This window comes from Butyrivibrio sp. VCB2006 (genome assembly GCF_000420945.1).
GTDB lineage: Bacteria > Bacillota > Clostridia > Lachnospirales > Lachnospiraceae > Butyrivibrio.
In genome coordinates this window covers 76,094-98,563 of record NZ_ATVX01000011.1, presented here as the reverse complement: position 1 = coordinate 98,563, position 22,470 = coordinate 76,094, and the positions used below count along the sequence as shown (strand labels likewise).

At 41.9% G+C, this 22,470-nt stretch carries 16 protein-coding genes; 12 read left to right on the top strand and 4 right to left on the bottom strand.

The window, feature by feature from the left end; translation table 11 throughout:
* The first annotated feature begins 40 nt into the window (after positions 1–40).
* Positions 41–2,275 carry a glycosyltransferase family 2 protein gene (locus tag G613_RS0111735; RefSeq protein WP_029232824.1) on the top strand — a complete coding sequence of 745 codons (2,235 nt, stop codon included), beginning with the start codon at positions 41–43 and terminating at the stop codon, positions 2,273–2,275.
* The gene (locus tag G613_RS0111730; protein ID WP_029232823.1) at positions 2,272–3,339 is read left to right on the top strand and encodes a glycosyltransferase domain-containing protein; all 1,068 of its coding nucleotides are present in this window, start codon (positions 2,272–2,274) and stop codon (positions 3,337–3,339) included. Before G613_RS0111735 ends, G613_RS0111730 begins: the two co-directional genes overlap by 4 nt.
* On the opposite strand, the gene G613_RS0111725 is transcribed toward G613_RS0111730, so the two are convergent.
* A complete protein-coding gene (locus tag G613_RS0111725; RefSeq protein WP_029232822.1) occupies positions 3,305–5,128 on the bottom strand; it encodes a glycosyltransferase in 1,824 nt (607 codons plus the stop codon). The genes G613_RS0111730 and G613_RS0111725 overlap by 35 nt on opposite strands.
* A 119-nt stretch (positions 5,129–5,247) precedes the next feature.
* On the opposite strand from G613_RS0111725, the gene G613_RS18725 reads away from it, so the two are divergent.
* From G613_RS18725 to G613_RS0111685, 8 genes are all read left to right on the top strand, one after another.
* Complete coding sequence (locus tag G613_RS18725) at positions 5,248–6,255, top strand: glycosyltransferase family 2 protein (protein ID WP_029232821.1); 1,008 nt, start codon at positions 5,248–5,250, stop codon at positions 6,253–6,255.
* 1 nt (position 6,256) lies between these two features.
* The gene (locus G613_RS0111715) at positions 6,257–7,054 is read left to right on the top strand and encodes an alpha-1,2-fucosyltransferase (protein WP_029232820.1); all 798 of its coding nucleotides are present in this window, start codon (positions 6,257–6,259) and stop codon (positions 7,052–7,054) included.
* Between the two features lie 34 nt (positions 7,055–7,088).
* A complete protein-coding gene (locus G613_RS0111710) occupies positions 7,089–7,988 on the top strand; it encodes a hypothetical protein (RefSeq protein WP_029232819.1) in 900 nt (299 codons plus the stop codon).
* A 39-nt stretch (positions 7,989–8,027) separates the two neighbouring features.
* Positions 8,028–9,197 carry a CgeB family protein gene (locus G613_RS0111705; RefSeq protein ID WP_029232818.1) on the top strand — a complete coding sequence of 390 codons (1,170 nt, stop codon included), beginning with the start codon at positions 8,028–8,030 and terminating at the stop codon, positions 9,195–9,197.
* 60 nt (positions 9,198–9,257) lie between these two features.
* Positions 9,258–10,373: a glycosyltransferase family 4 protein gene (locus G613_RS0111700; protein WP_029232817.1), complete on the top strand. Its 1,116-nt coding sequence runs from the start codon at positions 9,258–9,260 to the stop codon at positions 10,371–10,373.
* A complete protein-coding gene (locus G613_RS18720; RefSeq protein ID WP_029232816.1) occupies positions 10,370–11,383 on the top strand; it encodes a glycosyltransferase family 2 protein in 1,014 nt (337 codons plus the stop codon). Before G613_RS0111700 ends, G613_RS18720 begins: the two co-directional genes overlap by 4 nt.
* Positions 11,380–12,531, top strand: coding sequence for a CgeB family protein (locus G613_RS0111690; RefSeq protein ID WP_029232815.1), 1,152 nt, complete (start codon positions 11,380–11,382; stop codon positions 12,529–12,531). The genes G613_RS18720 and G613_RS0111690 overlap by 4 nt, the downstream gene beginning before the upstream one ends.
* A 75-nt stretch (positions 12,532–12,606) precedes the next feature.
* A complete protein-coding gene (locus tag G613_RS0111685; protein WP_029232814.1) occupies positions 12,607–14,601 on the top strand; it encodes a LicD family protein in 1,995 nt (664 codons plus the stop codon).
* Between the two features lie 43 nt (positions 14,602–14,644).
* On the opposite strand, the gene G613_RS0111680 is transcribed toward G613_RS0111685, so the two are convergent.
* A complete protein-coding gene (locus G613_RS0111680) occupies positions 14,645–15,616 on the bottom strand; it encodes a LicD family protein (RefSeq protein WP_029232813.1) in 972 nt (323 codons plus the stop codon).
* 153 nt (positions 15,617–15,769) lie between these two features.
* On the opposite strand from G613_RS0111680, the gene G613_RS0111675 reads away from it, so the two are divergent.
* Positions 15,770–16,495 (top strand): ribulose-phosphate 3-epimerase, encoded by a 726-nt coding sequence (locus G613_RS0111675; RefSeq protein WP_029232812.1) that lies wholly within the window; start codon positions 15,770–15,772, stop codon positions 16,493–16,495.
* 44 nt (positions 16,496–16,539) lie between these two features.
* Entirely contained in the window at positions 16,540–18,609 is a 2,070-nt protein-coding gene (locus G613_RS0111670; RefSeq protein ID WP_029232811.1) for a LicD family protein, read from the top strand.
* Between the two features lie 10 nt (positions 18,610–18,619).
* Here G613_RS0111670 and G613_RS0111665 read toward each other — a convergent pair whose 3' ends face one another.
* Complete coding sequence (locus G613_RS0111665) at positions 18,620–20,215, bottom strand: ArnT family glycosyltransferase (RefSeq protein ID WP_029232810.1); 1,596 nt, start codon at positions 20,213–20,215, stop codon at positions 18,620–18,622.
* Between the two features lie 33 nt (positions 20,216–20,248).
* Positions 20,249–22,372 (bottom strand): glycosyltransferase family 39 protein, encoded by a 2,124-nt coding sequence (locus G613_RS0111660; protein ID WP_155828082.1) that lies wholly within the window; start codon positions 22,370–22,372, stop codon positions 20,249–20,251.
* Between the last annotated feature and the right edge of the window lie 98 nt (positions 22,373–22,470).

Sequence of the window (22,470 nt, the reverse complement as noted above, 5' to 3'; positions counted from 1 at the left end):
TACTTAAAAACGAACACTTCTATTTTGAAAGAGGCGCTTAATGAATGGCATAAGCTTTCGAACTCTAATAGTAATAACTCCAAAGGATGCAGAAAGACTTCTGGGTCTGTACCCAAGACTTGTTGAGAATATCAAGTATGGACCGGTCTGCTTTGTCAGCGGCGAAGGAGTCGGACAGGTTCTTGACCGTGTTCCTGAATTACAAGGAAAAGTTGAATGGATAAATGAAAGTGACATTATTCCATTTGATGATGTTCATGCACTGATTAAAAAACGCATGGAACATATTCTGGCCGGGCGCGAGCTTCCAAGAGGAGTTACAGGCTGGTATTATCAGCAGTTTCTCAAAATGCAGTATGCCTTTATGTGCGAAGATGAGTACTACATGGTTTGGGATGGGGATACGATTCCCTGCAAGGTGGTCAATATGTTTCAGGAAGAGTCAGGGAAACCCTATCTTGATATGAAGCATGAGTACCACGCAGAGTACTTTGAAACTATGGGCAGGATTCTCCCCGGATTTGGCAAAGTTATTGAGAGATCCTTTGTCTCTGAGCATATGCTTTTCCGTACAGACATTATGCGTAGTCTTATTCAGGATATAGAGAAAAATGAAGCAATCCCCGGAACAAAGTTTTGGGAAAAGATTATAAATGCTATTCCGGAAGAAAAGATTCAGGACTCATCCTTTAGCGAATTTGAGACTTACGGAACCTATGTGGCACTTAGATTTCAGAGTGTATATAAGCTCAGGGAATGGCATTCTTTCAGGCAGGGAGGAAATTTCTTTTCCATAGATACCATAAGTGACAGGGATTTTACATGGCTTTCTAAGGATTTTGATGCTATCTCTTTTGAAAAGGGCCATGAAGTCAGAGAGGATAACGCTAATCTTTTTGACAATCCCTATTATCAGGAAAAGCTTACTCCTAAGCAGATGTTACAGGCCGCTCAGATGGAATATAAGGAAGGCTATAAGGAGGTTTGGGCAGATGATCCAAATGCTGCCAAAGCAAATACCACCAGCGGCGGCTTTTCTATGTCTGCTGATGTAGTTCCTGAGGACAGGCTTAAATACCTTGATAAGAACACCTATATGATTTACGAGAAACTTGGGGATGACCTGAAGGATAAGAATATCAATCAGGCTTTCTTGTGTTATGAAAATGCTGAGTATTTATGTGATGATACAGCTGAGAAAGAGCGCATTACCAGGAAAAAGGATGGCTTGAAAGAATCAGGGAATGTTGCGGTAAATAAAGCTGCAATAATTATTCTGTCTTACAATAACACATATTACCTACAACGATGTATAGAGAGTATTTATACAAATTGTAATCCTGAGACCTATATGCTGGTGGTATTTGAGAACGGCTCCAAGGACGGAACGAGAGAATGGCTTGCTCAGTGGGGAAATGACCATGATGAGGCACTTGTTATTCTTAATGAAGAGAATCTTGGCTTTTCAGTTGGAAACAATGTGGCTTGTGATTATCTTCCGGAAGGTTATGATGTCTTTTACCTTAATAACGATACAAGAGTTCCTGCAAATGCACTGTTCTGGATGAGGATGGCGCTATACTCATCGGAGGAAATCGGCGCTGTTGGAGCAGTTCAGAATTATTCAGAAGGTGATCAGCTTCTGAATGTGAGATTTGATGCCCCTGAGCAGTATGTGGAATTTGGCGCTTCCAACAATGTTCCTATGGACAATCCTATGGAGGAGCAGAGCAAATTATGCGGATTTGCCATGCTTGTGAGACGGGAAGCCTATGAAAAGTCCGGCGGTTTTGACCCAAGATTTACTCCGGGATACCTTGAGGATGATGACCTTAGCCTCAAGATAAGAGACGATGGATATAAGCTTGTGGTCTGCCATAACAGCTATATTTATCATGTGGGAAGCCAAAGCTTTATAAAAAGACATGATGTAAGGCAGCTCTTTGAAGAGCACAGAAAGATACTGATCAGTAAATGGGGATTTGATGCCACAAGATATGCGGTACTAAGCGAGAACGAGCTTAAGTATATCAACGAACTTGAGGAAAAAGGATACAAGAAGGATGATCATTTCAGCATAGTTCATATTGGCTGTGGCTGTGGAAATATGCTGGGAAGAATACATTTTATGTATCCCAATGCTGACGTGTATGGAGTAGAAGAAAATGATGATGTCAGGAGATTTGCCATCTCTTGTATAAAAGTAGTTAAGAGCGTAGAGCAGCTGCCTATGGAGTTGGGTAAATTTGACCTGGTGGCTCAAAATCTGGGATGATTTCTCAGAAAGGATGGTTTATGTACAATCCTGAACTTGTTTCGCAAATATCAGAGCTCATTCAGCATATGAATTCAATGGGGTTTGCTAATGAGGATTTGCTGATAAATATTTATAATGCGATTTATTATGCTCTGTTCGATGAGCAGAGTAATAGTGATGTTGACGCATTACAAGAATACATTCGGGAAGAAAACACCGACACAGCGTTGTTTTCATATTTGGCACAGAAGTGCCTTACAAGGTATTGCGGCGATAAGCTGTATGAGTACAAAGAAAGCCCTGTCTCAGAGCAGATAGAAGAGAAGAATAAGCAGATAAGGGCGTTGAACGAGCATCTGAAGTACATTAGTTTTGTCAGAAATGCTTATCAGCGCAAGTATTCAATGCATTCCAATCGTTTTCAGGGGAGAGGAGTAGTTTATTCTGTAATAACAGGAGGCTATGACTTTGTAAATGAGCCTATAGTTAAGGATTCAGACCTTGACTATATCCTTGTTACTGATAAGATGCCTGATGATTACAAGGGATTATGGAATATTAAAGTTGCTGATAATGAGGAAGAACTATCTCCAAGGCTTTTATCCAGATGGCTCAAGATGCACCCACATATTCTTTTTCCGGAGTATGATTATTCAATTTATGTGGATGGAAGCATTCGTATTAAAGATAATATGGAGACATTTTTGGATATATATTCAAAAACAAGCGGGATGCTTTGTTTTCCGCATCATTCATCAGGGACACTGGAGGATGAGGTTCAAATTATCCTTGATAATGGTAAAGCAGATAAGAATGAGATTATGGATCAGCTTGAGAAATACAAAAACGAAGGCTACGTAGGAAAAGGCTATCTTATTGAAGCCGGCTGCATAGTACGGGATCATCATGACCAGAAGTTGCAACGAGTAATGGAAACCTGGTGGGATGAATACAGGAAATATAGCCACGGCCGTGATCAGATGAGCTTTGACTATGCGTGTTGGAAAAATGGTTATGACTATGATATTTGCGATATGTTAGTGTCACTTAATCCCTGGCTTGAGGCAACTGTAGTGCATTGAGCATGGCATTCATGCTTGTTTCGTAGGAATGACTCTTTTTTATTTTAAGCTGACCATTTTGGGCGATTTGTCTTCTAAGGTCGTCATGGTCAAGGTAGTATTGTATCTTTTCTTCTAACTCGTCTATATTGCGGAACACATCCAGATCTTTTCCTATGACAAAAAGATCATCGATTTCAGGCTGATAATTAGTCAGCATAAAACCGCCGGAGCCCATAATATCAAAAACTCGTAGTGGGATTCCGGAGGTGATAGTGTGCAGAGTGATATTGAGATTAATCTTGCTAAGGGCGTAGGCCTTTGGAAGCTCTGAAGCGTAGTCAAGTGCGGGGAGAGGAGTGACATTTTCTATGGAAACATTGCTCTCTCTGGTGTAAAAGTGCAGATCATGTTTGGAAATGCGCCTTAGTATCTCTGTTCGCTCGAAATTTGTAAGGTATCTTGAGATAAAAATGGCATTTATATAGGTATCAGGATTGGCTTTGGCAAGTGGATTAGGGCTGCTGCACAGAAGAGACAATAGTTCTTCTCTGGATGAGTCCGATAATTTGCCGCTGATATGATCATGACCATCCCAAATTCCCATAGAGCCTTCGATAATCCTATCAAGTTCTTTATGAGTGTTACTACAAACTCTATCAAATACATTTCGGTATAAATCATCAGAATATAGGGATCCTATAAAGGAAACCTCACAGAAAAACCTGGCTACATCGTCAGCTTCAGTTTTGAGCATAGCCATCCTTGTGGTGTTGGCTGCAAGAGGCTGATAGAAAACGTTGGGACATCCAAATTCAGAAGTTTCTTTTACCTGGTTTTTGTCAAAAGAAAAGACATAGTTACAGGAGTTTAGAACCTGCTCGTCAAAAAGAGCCTCCTGGGGGGCGTCATATATCCAGGATGCGTACTTGACGCTGCATTTTTCACAGGCAGCAGATATAGCGGGACAGAAATCGAAACTGAAAACAATATCTATGTGGTGATTAGTGATGAAATGATAGATTTTATCTACATCCTCGGGAGTGTTTCTATAGATTGAAATGCCAAGGCTCATGATCTCAACATCATGTCTGGTCTGCAAAAGAGCCCATAGCATGTCATTGGCGGACATCTCTTCCAAAAAAGCAACACCGATTCTTTTTGCTGTTTGGTCTATTCCAAAGATTTGGGCATATTTTTCCAATGCTATTTTTCTATATTTTTCAAAATCATTGTCATAAGCAGGACTAGATGATTTATTTATCCACGGAAGTGACTGGTTTGCTACAACTATTTTTCTGCCATTTCTCAGGGCATTTGCGCATAGGTCAACGTTATAGAAACTATTGCCGTCAAAAAGCTTACTATTGAAGCAATAATTCCCTTTTACTACGAAAAGATCTTCTGATATGCACAGAACTTCCTGATAATCCCCTGATACAGCATAGGTGTTATCTGATTCTTCTCCATACATTATTCCGTGTTGCATTACCATATCCACTGGCATCTTATCAGTTCCGCAAACGCCTATAATATCGATACCGGGGTCTGATCCGTATATGCTAAGAATTCTAAAAAGAATGTCAGGACAGGTAATATCAATGTTTTCATCAAAAAAGATCTTTATAAGCGCATCAGTAGAATCAATTGCCTCGTTATAACCGGAAACAATTGAGGTAGCCTGTCGGACTCCAAGATATTCAATTTCGTATCCTTCCGGCACTTGAAGCTGACTTAAGGTATCAATCACCTTCTGATCATGCTCATCGTCCGATATGCAGGATATAAAGCAAAACTTCTTTTCGTTCATAGGGACCTTTCACGGCACTTTGATAGCATAATGCTCAATATTATTATATTACATATTGTGATAAAATATACTTAAATACGTTAATTGTTTCCACGGCTTTTACCCTTTGGAGAGAAAATATGAAGAAGGTTAGCATAATTGTAGGCGCATACAATGCTCATAACACATTGGCTAAATGCCTCACCAGCCTGGTTCACCAGACTCTTGATGATATTGAGATAATTGTTGTAAATGATGCTTCCAAGGATGACACCTGGGAGATTATGCAAAGGTGCCGTGAACAGTTTCCTGATAAAGTTATTATTCTAAATAATGAGCAGAATCTTGGTTGCGGCGGAGCCAAGAATACAGGCCTTGAGGTTGCACAGGGTGAATATATAGGCTTTTGCGATAGCGATGACTATTGTGCTTCCAATATGTTTGAACTTCTCTATCAGAAGGCTAAAGAAAAAGATGCAGACATCGTAGATTGCGGATTCTATGTGGAAGCAGCCGATGCCACTACTATATCAACTCCCAATGAAGCCGAAGGTATTCTTGATGATGAAAAGAGACGTATATTGATTCTTCAGGGAGGATATCTTTGGAGTAAGTTGATCAGAAGAGAATTGTTTTATGATCCGCCCATCAAAATGCGTAATTATGTAAGGATTTTGTCTGATAATGACGTTTTAAAGTATCTGTATCTCAAGGCGAAAGACATTTGGACCGTAAAAGAGGTCCTCTATTACTATAGTGATGCTCCCGGCTCAGATACTAAGATTATCGATCAGGACAAGTATTTTGAAAGTATTTATGGCGTTATTGAGGGAACTTACAGGCTCTGCCATGACCTTCCCAATTATGAAGCAGCGAAGCAGACAATAGAGTATGCTCAGACAGTATGGTATTCCTATGGTATTAACAGATGCCTCTACGACCAGATTCTAAAACTTGGCGCAGATGAGAAGCATGTTGGTGATTATTTCGATAGAATAAATAACTCTGAGAGGCAGATGATATCAGAACTTGCCAAGTTAAAAGAAAAGGTTATATCGATTCCTTATAGAGATAATCCGGAGGTGACAAGCCGGATATCAGAACTTGATCTAATGATCATGGAAGAGTGCGACAGGAGATTTAGTTAGAATGAATTACGTTGAAGTTATGGGAGGCTTGGGAAACCAGCTTTTTCAATATGCTTTTGCTAAATGTATTGAAGAGGTGACGGGTAACGAATCTGCGCTTTACATCTCCTTTTTTGACAGGCTTGAGGATAATCCTGACATTGTTAAAAGAGAATACTCTTTGCAGAACTTTAACTTTGAATATAAAGAGGTTAAAGGCGCGCTTAATGTGAGGCAAATATGCAGAGAATATGAGCCTTTTACAGTAAAACAGGGAGATGATGAAGTTTTTTACAGTGGATTCTGGCAGGATAAAAAGTTTTGCGAGCCCCTGATTAGCTGGTGCAGAGAGAAGCTAAGATTGCGAGAAGAAAGTACTGATCACGATTTCGAGGAAGTGGCAAAGGAAATTGGAGAAGGCAATTCAATTTCCCTGCATGTAAGGCGTGGAGATTATCTGGATGAAGATAACGTCAGAAAATATGGGGATATAACTCCTGAATATTATAAAAGAGCTATGGAAGCAATTCCGGGAAAAGATGACACCGCAGTTCTTTATGTTTTTAGTGATGATATTCAATACTGCAAGACCTTTGTGGATGTTATCTGGCAGGGTAAGACAGTATTTATGCCTATGAGAAGAGATTATGAGGATTTATATCTTTTGACCAGGGCTAGACACCACATTATAGCTAATTCCACATTTAGCTGGTGGGGAGCGGCTGTTTCTAATCGAGACGGAATAACTGTAGCGCCGGCGAACTGGTTCAGAAGCAGGGATTCGCGAATGCTATATCTTGATAATTGGGTTGTTATCTAACTTACAGGTATTGGAATAGGAGCTTTTGGAGAAAATGGGTATTGAGCAAAATCCTGCTTTTTTAGCAAACTATGATTATTGCTATCTTGAAAGTATGCACTGGCTCTTTAATACAAAAAAAGTGCAGCCGGAAATAGTATTTACAGGGCTGAGCTATGGCCTTGAATCTATCGATTGTTCCTGTATAAGTAAACCTTCACTTAGCTTTTGCATGCATTCTCAGGATATTTTTTACGATACACATCACATAATAAATATTCTTAAAAATGATACGGAACATGTTGTCAAAACTGTAGTATTTGCGCTTGGATATTATAGTTTTCATTATGATTTGTCACAGACAATGTTTAAAGAAAGATGTATTGATATTTATTATCCGTTGTTTGGAACAACCCACAACTATTATGCTACTGATGAACAGAAAGAAAGGTCTGTCAGCAGGCTTTTTGATGAGGAATTTGTGGATGAATATCATTCATTCTTTCTACAGGACAGAGCATATTTTAATGACAGAATAAAAAGAGATGAGAATGCCAATATCGTGGTAACCAGTGGCGGATGGAGCAATATTACTCAGGAGGAGAGGGAGAACTTTGCTAAAAACAGAGCGCTTCTTCAAAATAAGCATATTCAGCATAAAGCTACGCTGGAAGAAAATTTAGGGCTTTTTTATAAGCTATGCCAGATATTATCTCACAGTGGAGTGAAAATTTATGCGATGATAATGCCTTTTTCAGGAGAATATGTTAGATATATAAATCCTGAGTATAAAAAGATTGTTTACGCGATTTTGAATGAACTTCCTTTTGAAGTTAATTTCATTGATTTTAATGATGAACATATAGTGGATATCGAGGATTTTTTGGATCAGGATCATTTGACACCAAATGGAGCCCAAAAGTTTTCTCGAATTCTTAGCGATGTACTAATGTGACAGTTTGATGCACAACATGATTTTAGTTAGGAGAATCCTGTGAACATCCTACTACTTGACCTCTTTGGTTCATTTCTGACCGAAGATATGCAGTATTGCATTAAAAAGCTTGGACATAACTGTAAGAGTGTCCAATTTATATTGGCAGATAAAGAGGGAAACGATGAGTTTTCTTCTTTCATGAAAAAAGAGCTTTCTGAGGGCTCTTTTGACATTGTGCTCACAACCAACTATTATCCTGCGGTTGCAAGAATCTGTTATGTTAACAACATTGTTTACTGCGCTTGGGTTTATGACAGCCCGCCGGAAATACAGTCGCTGGAAACACTGGATTATTCCACAAATCGGATTTTCTTTTTCTGTAGATATGACTACGAGAGCTACAAGAACCAAGGATTTGATAATGTATATTATCTTCCCCTTGGAGCAAATATAGAGAGGTTATCATCTTTTAAGGCAATTGATAAGTATCAGTGTGATGTGTCCTTGGTTGGAGGACTATACCATTCGGATTCGTTTTTGGGTCTTAAATCCATAATGGCTCCGGAGCAACAACAGTTTCTGGAGGCAATGGTTCAGGTGCAGCTTAAACATGCCGGAAGTATGGTGTTGGATTCTGCTCTTACGGAGGATTTTGTGGAACAGGTCTGCAGGCATTATAAGGATCAGTCGGAAATGGCAGTACAGCCAAATAAAGCCCAGCTCTTTTACTCCATCTGTGCCCATATAACTCACATGGAGAGACTGGCGCTACTGCGGCTAAGTGCGGGAAATGGGTATAGTACAAGACTCTATGCCTCCAGTGTGACAGATCAGAACAGGGACCTGTTAACAAGTCAGGGAGTAGAGATACATGGCCCTGTTAACTATGGCAGGGAAATGCCTCAGGTTTTTCTTAGTAGCAAAATCAATCTTAATCCTACACTCAGGGCTAACAGGACAGGTATTCCGCTTAGGGTGGTTGACGTTCTTGGAGTTGGAGGATTTCTTTTAACAACCCATCAGGCGGAGCTTGACGATTTCTTTTTTGAAGATGAAATTGCCACCTACGAATGTGTGGAGGAAGCAATTGAAAAGATAGATTATTACCTTTCTCATGAGTCGGAGAGAGTTCTTTTGGCGGCCAAAGGACATGAGAGGGCCAAAAAGGACTTTTCTTTTGAAGACAGGATCAAGGCAATTATGTACATCGCCACGAAAAGCAGGTGATGGACTGGTGAGTATCGATAGTTGGACAGTATTTCATTGTAGGAAATTTTGGAGGTTGATTTGGGATATAAGCTGCTGTTCATAACCCATAGTCTTAATAATACCGGTGCTCCGCTGGTCCTTTTGGATGCCATGAGGGCCTGCAGGAAAGAGGGGCATTCTGTGGATGTGGTTGCTATGGAAGATGGCCCTCTTCGTGAAGTGATAGAAAGAGAGGGCGTATTTGTAACAGTGGCGGACAATTTCCTGGACGAGCTGTCCATGTGGCAGGGGATTTTTGGAAAGTTTGACGCAGTGGTTGCCAATACCCTGGTTACTATCGAGGCGGTTTATGCCCTGAATACAACTAAAGTTCCCACTATGTGGTGGATTCATGAGCATGAGTACTGGTTTGAATACTATCAGCAGATTTTGCCAAAGTCGTCAGATTTGCATTCAAATATCAAAGTATACGGGGTAAGCCCTCTGACCAATGAGTTTATTAAGAAATATTGCGGGTATGAGACTAAGCTTCTTTCCTTCGGAATAAAGGATGTAAAAGAGAAAATGCCAGCCACCGGGGATGAAGATACCGGGAAAGTTAGGTTTATATGCCCGGCTACCTATTCACATGTTAAGGGCCAGGATCTTCTATGCGAAGCGGTCCGAAGGCTCCCTTCGGACATTAGAGATAAATGTGAGTTTATAATGTGCGGTGCCACCATGGAATCAGAGGATGAGTATTACTCTACACTCCTTAATGCTGAACGGAAGGTAAAAGAACTTAAGGTACTAGGTACACTTCCTCATGATGAAGCTCTTTTGATGATAAGTAAGTGCGACTATGTGGTGGTGCCATCAAGGCTTGAGCCATTTTCCGCCACTGCTGTGGAAGCCATGATGCTAGGGAGAATTCCTGTGGTTTCAAGTGTCTGTGGCGTGACTGAGTGGATAAAACACGGCGAGAATGGATTTGTGTTTGAGTCTGAAAATGTGGATTCACTGGCAGATGCATTGAGGCACTGCGTTTCGATGAGACTTACAAATGGAGAAAATCCGGAAAGCGGAGCTGGTGGTGCGGCGCAGGATTTAAATTACTGGGAAGTAGCTGATAAAGCCAGAAAAACCTATGAAGAGTGCTTTAGCATGGATGCTTTTTCTAGACACTTTATGGATGAACTGATGGAGATTATATGAAAAAAGTAAGCGTAGTAATTCCAGCCTATAATGCCCATGATACACTGGCTCGCTGCCTGGGAAGCCTTGTAAATCAGACTCTTCAGGATATCGAGGTGGTGGTGGTTAATGACGCCTCCAAGGATGACACCATCGATATCTGTAACAGGTGCAAGGCTGCGTTTCCTGATAAGGTGGTTGTGGTTGACAGTAAGGAAAACCTGGGCTGCGGTGGAGCAAGGAGTCTTGGCCTTGATCATGCCACCGGAGAATTCATCGGAATGGCGGATGCGGACGACTATGTGGCTCCTACCATGTATGAAAAGCTATATGCCAAGGCTGCTGAAACCGGGGCAGATATTGTGGACTCGGGATTCTATGCGGAGGCTACAGATACAGCTCTTTTGAAGGTAAGTGATGACCTGGCCGGAGACCTTGATGATGTTAAGCGATCTAAGCTCATTGTCAGCGGCGGTTATCTTGTTACCAAGATATTTAGGAGAGAGATTTTTGAGGAGCCAAGGATCCGTATGCAGCCAAATATGGCGGCCTTAGAGGACCTTGAAATTTTCACTTATTCTTTTTTACGGGCAAGGAGCATTGCTGCGGTAAAAGAGATCTTTTACAACTACTGTGATACTGCCGGATCCAACACCAAGATGATGGACTTGGACAAGTACTACGACGCGGTTTACAGGGCAGTTAAGGGCACCTATGACAAGTGCCATGACAGGCCGGAGTATCCCGGATGCCGGGCGGCTATTGAGTTTATGATGGCCAATGTGTATTCCTATGCAGTCAACAGGTGCTTGTACGACCAGATTGCAAGGCTCGGGGCGGATAAGAAGAATGTGAAGAGATATTTTGATAGGCTTCCGGAAAAAGAGCTGGGAATGCTAAGGAACCTGGTGACACTTAGAAGAGATGTTATTCAGATCCCTTTTGATGAGAATGTATATATTAGGACTAAGATTCAGGACCTGGATCTTGCGATTATAAAAGAGTGTGACATAAGGTTTGGTGGCAGATGAATATACTTCTCTACGATTTCTTAAATTCATATATTCAGCATGATCTGGTGTACTACCTGGAAAAGATGGGACATCACTGTACTAATGTGCTCTACAGGCAAAAGCTGGATAAATACAACGATTCCATATTTACCGAGCGGATGGAGCGGGATTTAAAAAGTGGCCACTACGACCTGGTCCTTACTACAAACTTCTGGCCGGTGGTTTCCAAGGTCTGTAAGGAAAAAGACATTAAGTATATTTCCTGGTTTTTTGATTCTCCACCTAATCTTCCAACGGCTGAGTGCATGGAGTATGAGTGCAACAGGATTTATTTCTTTGCAAGGGCAGATTATGAGAGGTATAAGGCCCTTGGCCTTGAGAATGTGTACTACCTGCCGCTTGCGGTAAATGTAGAGAGACTAAGGCAAATATCCGTGGACGAAAGTAAGTATGGAAGTGAGATTTCTTTTGTCGGGAAGTTATATGAGTCCATGCTGCCGGCGCTGATGTCCCATATGGATGAGTACCAAAAGGGCTATATTGAGGGCGTTGTTAAGACCCAGCTTCAGCTCTACGGTGGATATATCGTGGACGACGTTATTACAGAGGAGTTTACGGAAGGGGTCAGAAAGAGATATCGCCAGCTGTCTGACAAGGCGATTCAGGTAAGCCGCATGGAACTTGCCTGGGCTGTGGCTTCTCACGTAACCCATCTTGAGAGAATGACGCTACTTAGCATATTGAGTAGTCGACATCAGGTTAAGCTTTACACCTTTGAACTTTCGGATGATGAAAAGAATATCCTCAAGAATGTGGAATTTTGCGGGCCTGTGAATTATCTGGATGAAATGCCACAGGTTTTTGCGGCAAGTAAGATAAATCTTTGTCCTGTTCTGAAAGCAAACAGGTCTGGAATTCCGCTTCGTGCCCTTGATGTCATGGGATGTGGAGGATTTCTTTTGTCGGCTTATCAGAGCGAACTATATGAGTATTTCCTGGATGGCCAGGAGTGCGTAATGTATACCTCTCTGGAGGATGCCATTGCTAAGGCGGATTTCTACCTGGCTCATGATGATCTTAGGCAGCAGATCGCAGCGGCTGGAAGGGCAAGGATAGAAGAGGCCTTCAGGTATGAGGACAGGATTCAGGAACTACTTAGTAGATGAAGATTGAGATACAGAGTTTATTAGCTATGGGGAAATTAGCCGAGTCTTGTGTAGAATGCAAATGCGGGTGAATTAATGCGACATGGCATAGATTTTTTTAGAGATGAAATTCGAAACGGCTTCTATGTTCCGACAGCTCTCAAGCAGTCCTGGGCTACGGCTTTGGATGTGCTTGCGGAGATTGACAGGATATGCCGGAAATTCGACATAAAGTACTATGCTGATTGGGGGACAATTCTTGGAGCTGTCCGCCATGGTGGTTTTGTGCCCTGGGACGATGACCTTGATATCTGCATGCTTCGGGATGACTATGAGAAATTTATGCGGGTGGCGGACATGGAACTTCCGGAAAATTTTTGTGTCCATGACTTTGAAAGGCACCAGAATCACTGGCTCTTTTTGTCGAGAGTTGTGAACAACAATCATATTCGTTTTGATGAGGAGCATCTTGATAATAACTACAATTTCCCGTGGCTCACCGGTGTGGATATTTTTGTCAGGGACTATTTGTACAAGGATCCTGAGAGGGAAAAGAAAAGGTGCGATGAGGTGATGCATCTTTTAGCCCAGGCGGAGCCTTATATCAAGACGTCCAATGAAGATAAGGATGCTTCAAAGCGTGAAAACGCAAGGCAGAAGGCAATTTCTCTTTATAAACAGGCAAGAGAGAAAATGTCGGAGGTGCCCAGGTCTGAAGCAGACTATGTGGGACAGATTTTTCCATGGGTGCTTAAGGGCTTGGCCGGAGAACCTTTGGAATTCTATCAGGAGATTACGTATCTTCCTTTTGAGGATACGCTTATTCCTGTGCCCGCTCAGTACAACAAGGCCTTGGAAAGGCGCTACGGCGATTACAATAGGATAGTGAAAGGGGCAGCAGGTCACGATTTTCCATCCTTTGAGGGGCAGAGAAAGGCCTTCGAGGAAGAGACCGGAGCATCGCTACCAAGATTTTCTTTTGATAAGGGGATGCTGGAGAGGCCAGTGACAGGTGCATTGGGTGATGATGCTCAGTTACATAAGTCATCTGACAGGGAGAGTGGTCGCAGAGAAGTTTTGTTCCTGCCCATTGGTCCGGCTGAGTGGAAGAGCTTGGAGAGCGCTTTTATTGCAGAGTGCGCTAATGCCGATACTGATGTGTATGTTGTGCCACTTCCATTGATGCATCGTGATATTTATGGACAGATCAAGGCTACAGATGAGGAGATCATTGCGGCTGAACACTTTGATGATTATGTAGGAATTATAAATGCGTTGTCTGCTAAGGATTCTGAAATTTACAGCGGTAGTAATTGCGGTGAATGCATAGAAGACAGTGGTCAGATAGATAATTGTTGTAAGACTGGTGTTAATACCGACAATGTCTATCTAGTGGGCTTTACTGATTATGATCTGGAGCAGCACTGCCCTGACAGAATCTATATCCAGTCTTCTTATGATGCCCAGAATCCGGTGCTGACCATTCCACCCTATTACTATTCAGATAATCTACGTCAATTTACTCCTGAACTTATCTACATTCCTCTTGGCCCTGTAGGGGAGTTTTCCGAGAAGGACATTCCTGATATGAAGTGCATGGATTTTTATGTGACCATGCCAGGCCCTATCTACGCAGACAAGATCATCGTCCAGTCTGAGAATATCAGAGGGCACTATGTGAATAAGCTGTGTGAGTTCTGCCCTGGAACGACTAGGGAGTATTGGGAAGAGAAGATTGCAGTGGATGAAGAGATATATTCGGGTGGAATCTTGACTGTGGGAGATTCGGACAGTAAAAAGAATGGTGTAAAAAAACGAATTCTTTATGGAATCTCGTCATACGAAAGCGTAGAACACATAGAAAACTACGACGAAAAGATTAAGTCACGGATGGATATCTTTTCCAAGAACTCCGATAAAATCGATGTCGAAGTGTTCCACTACCCGGAAGATGTCGCCAAAACATCAAACCTTGGCGAAATGCGCGCATTAGTCGGTTCTTTTGACGCCTACTACGGTAGTTCCATGCCCATAGTTCAGGAATTCATTGCTCAGAGAAAGCCTGTAATGATTGCGAATTATGATATCTGATTGTGAGATGTACCGAGATTCCAAGTGGGAATCTCGATGCATGTTATTGTTGGGGCTTGTTGACGTTATCAATATATTCCTGCTGCACTTTATAAAATGGATATTCGTGGGTACCACCGGCGCGGACGGGGGTCATGTAGCCTTCTCCATAGCAGATAGAGAGGACTCCCTTGAAATCTGCAGGGATTGGGGCTTTTAACATTTCGAAATCGGTAAGTATGGTTTCGTTGTAGGCAGAGATGGGCCTACGCATATCTGTTGTGCGCATGGCAGTATCCGGGTACCACAGCATAGAATCAGCTTCGGCTCTGGTGGTCATCTGGGCCACACTGTCAGCCAGCTTCCATAAGCTAAAACGAAGGTTTTCGTCTCTTTCAAGGGACACGTTTAAAAGTTCTTCTATCTGAACCAAATATCCTTCAAGTTCCCCACTGGCTTTATAATCTTCAAATCGCATAGCAAGGTCATAGACTGCGATATAAATCTGTCTTATGAGATTCCATTTTTCCTGATTCTTGGGAGCGTAGTCCAGAGGATACAGATCAATTCCGGCTACATAGGGAAGACCGTAGTAAATGTCGGTAATCTCGCTTTCTGTTAATGAATGATCATCATTTTTACTCTTTGCGATATCAATAGTCTCTTTTAATCCAATGTCTAACTTATCCCTATTAGATATAAAGGCCTTGGGCTCGGTATAGCCGGGAGTAGTGTAGAAACTGCGAACTCTACAGTATTCCGGCAGCTCTTTTTCCAATATAAAAAGAAATCTCATGTAATTGGGGCGCTCCATGCAAATGTCGATATCGTCGTCCCAAGGAACATAGCCATTGTGGCGAACAGCACCAAGAAGAGAACCGTAGTCCAGCCACAACTTAATGTGGTGGCGGTCTGCGATTTCCATAACCTGGTCAAGGAGGGTCAGCTGTATGCCCCAGGCTCTTTTCATGGTTTCTGTGATTTCAAAGTCAAGGCGCGTTTCTGATTTAAAGTATTCATCGGGGATTTTTATCATTGTTTCCTCACTTTGGTTACGACAAAATATATGGTAAAATATACTTAATAACGCACAATAATAATCCTATAACTGATTATAACACTATTTGAATGAATAAATTTTATTGCGTGACGTCGGAATATATGTAACATGACGGAAGGAATGAAAACAATGAGTGGTGCGAAAAAAGATTTTTTACTAAGTGCATCCATGATGTGTGCTGATTATGGGCATCTGGCCGATGAGGTAAAGGCACTGGAAGAGGCGGGAATTGATTCCTTCCACATTGATATTATGGATGGCCGATATGTTGATAATTTTGCTATGTCTCTGTACGACATGGCTTATATTGCCAGAGTCAGTAAAAAGCCGCTGGATGTGCATCTTATGATTGAGCACCCGAGGCGGAATATAGATCTTTTCCTGAGCAATTTAAGACCCGGGGACACGGTGTATATCCATCCCGAGGCTGAGTATCATCCATCAACCACTCTTCAGAAGATTGTGGATGCCAAGATGATCCCGGGAATTGCCATAAATCCTGGAACCAGCGTTGAAACGGTAAAAGAGATGCTGCGAATCGTGGACAGAGTTCTGGTAATGGCAGTAAATCCGGGAAATGCCAGCCAGGTTTTCCTTCCCTATGTTGGTGAAAAGATTGAGCAGCTAATTAAGCTTCGCTCTAAGATGAAATTTGATCTTTTCTGGGACGGAGCTTGCGGAGCGGAAAGACTTCTCGAGTACGCACCCCACGGCGTGGACGGCTTCGTGCTGGGAACCACCTTACTTTTTGGGAAGAAGACACCATACAAGGAAATCATTTCCTCGGCAAGAGACTTGAACTTCGATTATTTAAAGAACGAGAAGAAATCGAAGAAGACTGAGTATATGAGTTGATGGCAGGTTTCTGAAATGCCATGGTTGAGCAGTGTTGGGGTAACATGGGAAGTATTGACAACAGATGTGAACTTACAAATTTAACATTTCCCGATTCTTTTTTTGAGGATGAAGTCAGAGAGGGCTTTTTTGTCACGTCCATGATGAAGCGTTATTGGGCGTCGCAGCTGAAGGTCCTTTCTTTGATTGCGCAGATTTGTGATAAGCATGGAATCAGATGGTTTGCTGAGTACGGAACGCTTCTGGGAACTGTCAGGCATGAAGGCTACATTCCCTGGGATGATGATCTTGATATTGTGATGCTCCGTGAGGACTTTGAGAGATTTTTTGAGGTGGCGGAAAAAGAGCTCCCGGAAGGCTTCAAGGCACTGACACTCCGCGGAAATGCTGAATATGAGGAGGTTGTGGGCCGCGTAGTTAATATCGGTATGATTGATTATGGAAATGAGCATCTTTCTCAGTACTACGGATGCCCCTATACCATAGGCGTGGATATTTTTCCGGGAGATGGCCTGTACGATGATGAGGCCAAGGAAAAAGACAGAGTGGAAAGGGCACAGAAAGTACTAAAGAAGCTAAGCGAAGTAGAAAGCGGCCAAAGATCAGGTAATGTCCGAGAACTATTACTTAAGATAGAGCAGATTTACCGTGAGTGTCCGGCTGAAACAGCAACAAGGGTTGCGTTGATGCCTTTTTATACCACCAGGGGCAGTCACGTTTTTTCAAAAGATATATACAAAGATTCTATTGATCTTCCCTTTGAGAATACCTATATAAAAGCATCAGCCAGATTTGAAGAGATGCTGGAGCTTGAATATGGGGATTTTCTGCGGATTGTAAAAAGCGGTGGCGTCCATGAGTATCCTGTCTATGCAGACCAGGAACGAATGCTGAAAGAACATCTTGGACGAAATCCCTTTAGGTATACTCTGGATGCCAAGGAGCTTCTTCGCTCTGTACAGCGGTATGTGCTTAGGATGTCAAAAGAAAAGTTGGGTCAGAGTATCGATAAAGACTCATCATCAAATATTGATTTCGGCTCAAAAAAGAAGGCTGTCTTACTCCCTTGCAAGGCCAAGTGGTGGCATACAATGGAGCCCCTTTGGAAGAAATACAGCCAGGACCCATCTTACGAAGTCCATGTTCTTCCGATCTTTTACTATGACTGCGACTTCGCAGGCAACATCGGTGAAAAACATGATGAAAGGCTTGATTTTCCTCAGTATGTACCCGTAGAGGACTGTGAGAAGTTTGATTTTGAGGGCATTCATCCTGATGTGATTGTGACCCAGGTCCCCTACGATGGTTACAGCACCTTTATGACTGTGCACGAGTTCTTCTACTCTGCGAATCTTCAGAACTTTACTGATGAGCTTATTTATGTGCCGTATTTCGAGGCAGATGCCCCTGAGCGAAAAGGGGACAAAGCTTGGACAGCGCTTTCTGTCATGGTAGAGCAGGAAGCTGTGATAAATGCTGACAGGGTTATTGTGAACTCAGAAAATATGCGTGGCTTCTATGTGGATGTTCTTGTGGAATTATGCGGCGCTGAGACTAAAGATTACTGGGAGCAAAAGATTCAGACGCTGCAAGATGGTTCGAAAAATGATTCGAATGATAATCTGAATAATTGGACTGTTGAACAAAGTAATTCTTGCAAGAAAAAAGATATAGCTAAAGACGATCCCGGATATGTTGGCAATGATTGGAAAGAAGCAAATGAATGGCATAATTTCCTTGGCCATAACTACGGCCGAAAAGTCGTAATCTACCACATCTCCATTGCATTTCTTTTGCGAGATAAAGAAAAATCCATTGCCAAGATCAGAAGAGCTCTTGAGACCTTCATGGAGGCGGAGGATAAGATCTGTGCCATTATCATTCCGCAAGAGCAGATTCTTACGGAACTTCTAAGGATTGATGAAAATCTTTGGCAGCAGTATCAGGAACTGGTAAAAGTAATAGAGGCTTCCAAAAACTGTATTTATGATGAACACGGCTTTTCCTTGAACTTTATGGAATACTGGAATGGCTACTATGGGGATGCTACGCCACTGGTACGGAAATGCGTTCTTAGGAAGATTCCTGTGATGATAGAGAACATGGATATTTGACTTATGGATATCACTCCCAATAGTACAAATAAAAACTGTAACCAAATTGCTTCACGATTGCACCGTTTTCTTCCATGACAGCCATATCATCCTCTGTAGGATTGTAGATTAGATAAACAGGAGATACGCCGCCCACATTATAGAAGTAGTCCCTAAGAGTCGGGTACTCATAGGTATTGAACCAGGCGTATTTTTCATCCTTATAGTTGCCCTCGTAGTCAACCTTATCAGGTGAAGGAAGGGCAGTAGCAGCAAAGAACTGTGGTGGTATATTACTTACTACCACTTTTTCTTTGAGCTGTTCATTTTCCTGAATGTACTGATAACCCTCGGGACACATGGATGTAGTAGTTACTCTCTGCCATGCAATCACTGTGAAATAGGAATACAGGAATATGGCAAAATAGATTCCGTAAACTGCAGCAAGTGTGCACCATGATGGTAGCGCAAAACTCTTAGGAAGATTATCAATAAGATTGTAAATACCAAGTATTGTCATGAACATTACAGGAAAAATCATTCCATTCATTCTGTTGGTGTTAGGCTCTGTCATCAGGCCTGCCACCAGCGTCTGTCCGATTACCCAGAAAATGACAAGAACATTCCCGTCAGCTATACGCTCTTTAATTGAGACTATGGCTTTTTTTACAAGAATATAGAATCCATAGAAAAAGAATGGGATAGACATTGGGTAAAAGGTAAAGAAATTCTTGTTGGTGTTATAACCAAGGCCATCGTAGCATAGAACGCTAAAATATCCCTTGAAAATCCCAGGGAAGAAGTCGTCAAAACTGATTTCACCTGACCTGTACTCCCTAAACTTGGTGATGGTAAAGATTCCAAGCTGGAACTGTTCTTTATCAAAGTAGTTGACATACTGCACGAGGATCAATGGCATGGCGAGTATAGCGAGTGGGACTATAAACAGTACCACATTGATAAGATTCACCTGTTTGGTTCTGATCATGTAGATGATGGATAAAAAAAGCATAACTGGCAGAACTATATAGGCTATAGCGTAGGTATAGAGCGTGATTCCGGCAAATATTCCGGAAAGTAGGTAAAAGAGATTTTTCTTTTCTCTATGTGCTCTAACAAGGAAATAAAGAAATACTGTACTGCAGCTGAACATGAGATTGCTCTCAAGGGCAAATCTGGAGGCCATGAAGGTGTAGGGAGCTACAGCATAGAGAATGGCAAACAGGAGCATGGCTTTATGACTTTTGTTAGTATCCTTGATAAGCTGTCCGGTCAGCAGAGTTCCAAAGATTCCCCCAAGAGCGCTGAATAATAGAGCCGGAAGCCTGATTGCAAACTTAGAGTATCCAAGAAGCTTTATTGTCAGTACGCAAACATAGGTGTACAGCGCATTCTGGCCACCGCCATAGTTAATGAAATACACTGGCCATGAATAGCCATATCTATCTGTTCCATAGTGAAGGAGGCAATAAGCATCGTACCCACTACCCATTTCATCGGACTGAGTCTGATCCATCAGAACCCCAAATTTAATGCATTTTACAGCGATTCCGAGTAGGAGCACCAGGATAATAGCTATTTTATACAGTTTGGCTTTTTCTTCTGCGGTTTTGTTTTTGAAATTCATATTTTGTCTGTTCCTGCCTTGAATTGATTACTATTATTTGTCTTGTTTAACCTTAGCGGTAAGTACTGTAAGTAGCCAAATAAGCTCACAGGCCGCAAGGGGTATGAGCATCATGAAATACGGCATGCAGTACCTTGCCTTTTGTTCCCACATAAGCTGGAAAAGAAATCCACCAATAAAAAAGATTACAAGAAGAATGGCTTTTCGCGGCGCATCCTTTCGTATAAATGCCCTAACTAGCCATAGAAACGCCAGTATGTAGATCATAAGCTGGAAAATATCTGCATATAAGATTATTCCCTGCATTATCTTACCACTAAGTAGGTGCCTGTAGCCATCGGTTAATACGAAGTTTTCGTAGGATGGGAACTGAGTTATCTGAGTTGAATCAAACATGGAGTTGGTCCACTGACATCTTGTCTTTTCATAGAAAAAGAGAAGTGGGCGCTTGCCGGTTAAGTACTCGCCGATGATTTCTATAACCTTGTTTCTGCAGTAGCTTGAAGTGCTAACGGGATCAAGGTTATTGAGTTCATATGCTATTGCATGAGAATTGTTGTAGCTTCCTGCACCATTTACGCCGTTTTCTGCGGACAGTCCCATGTAGATCCAGGAGATGGCGGGCATTCCTTTTCCAAGCTCAAGACCTGTAATGGCATTAAAGAGGAAACTGGCGAATTTACTGGTAAAGAGCATGGAGACAACAAGAAATGCCGCGGTGATGAGAGGCTTTCTTGAACGAAGCTTTTTTTCCATGAACAGGAGGTAAATGATGATGGCAAGTACCGCTATCATTGCTCCCTGATAAATGAACATGGCTAAGGTAAAACATAGAAAAGATAGAACTGAGTAGAGTATACGATCTTCCCTGCACATTTTTAGTGAAAAGAAAAATCCGATAACCAGGAGAAATATGGATGGCACTGTGCCATACACCAGGTTTGTAAACAGCACAAAAGGAACGAAAAGGGCAAGGAGTATCCTTGACAGAATAACTATCTTTTCGTTGCGCCAGATCTCGAAGGCTATGAGAGATATAGTCTGAATGGTTGCCAGGATCATGGCAAGATTTAGAAATCTTAAGATGATGTAGGCATTACTATTAAAAATTTTGTAAAAGAGAGCTTCAATCAGCACAATTCCTCTTTGGTTGGCGTAGGTGTTTATATAGTCTCTGTATGGAGCAGGGTCTGTATTGAAAGCGATAGCTTTAGCCATATCTGCAACTGCCCTGGCATCGCCGGCTACAGGAAATTCATCGACCAAAACCCACCAGATTCCGAAAAGGGCAGGCACAAGGAGAGTAATTATGGTGTTTCTTCGCAACTTGTAAAGCCCTACAGCTATGGAGGATGTTACCAGTGCAAGCATTATTACCAGTACAATCCTAAGGGGCGCATTCCATAGATATAAAACAGGCATGTCCTCATAGGTCATGAGATTTACGTGCAGTGCTGCTCCGGTAGATACATATACTAAAAGGCCAAGCATCAAGAATGCCAAGGTCAGGGATATCTTTTCAATTATCAAACAAAGGATATTTGGAGCTTTTTCATTTGATTTTTTTAAAGGAATCAGGATTATAGCTTGAATTGCCAAATCCATCACGATAAACAGGAGAAGTATGTGGCCTGAGATATGCCACGCCGTCTGAGATGGATTAGAAGTAATCTGGGCATCTTTTACCAAAATGTACTTGGTACCACTGGCATCGTCCAGAAACACGCCATTATCAATAAGCCCAATCTCAAGTGTGGAGGGGCTGTCATTATAAGGGCTGTAAATATCAAAGGAAACCTGGTTGGTCGTAGATGGAAGGAGGACCTCGCCTTTCATTGGGTTAACAGAAATATCTTTATGGCTGCTGTGTACCCTTGCAGAAGTGCCGTAGATGGCATCAGGGTTTAGATTGCACTCGTAGCTTACAGTTACAGTATAGGAACCTTTATTAAGGGGAAAAGAATCAGTGGTGAGAATTCTGGCATCTGTGTCATAGGAGGAGTCGAGGTAAAACATCTCGGTGCCATCTTTTTTTAGATAGAACTTATCAATGCTTATAGTATCTGTCTCTTTTCCTGCATAATGCCAATAGGTGAAAAGACATATGAACAATTGAATTATTACAAAGCTGCAGAAAATTAGAGTATGTTTTTTCATTGCCTTCAAATACCTGATTTCTTCATATTCTTTCGAGAAAATATAACCAATATTGAGTATATCATAATTTGGTACAAGGCAAAGCGTACTATTATCAA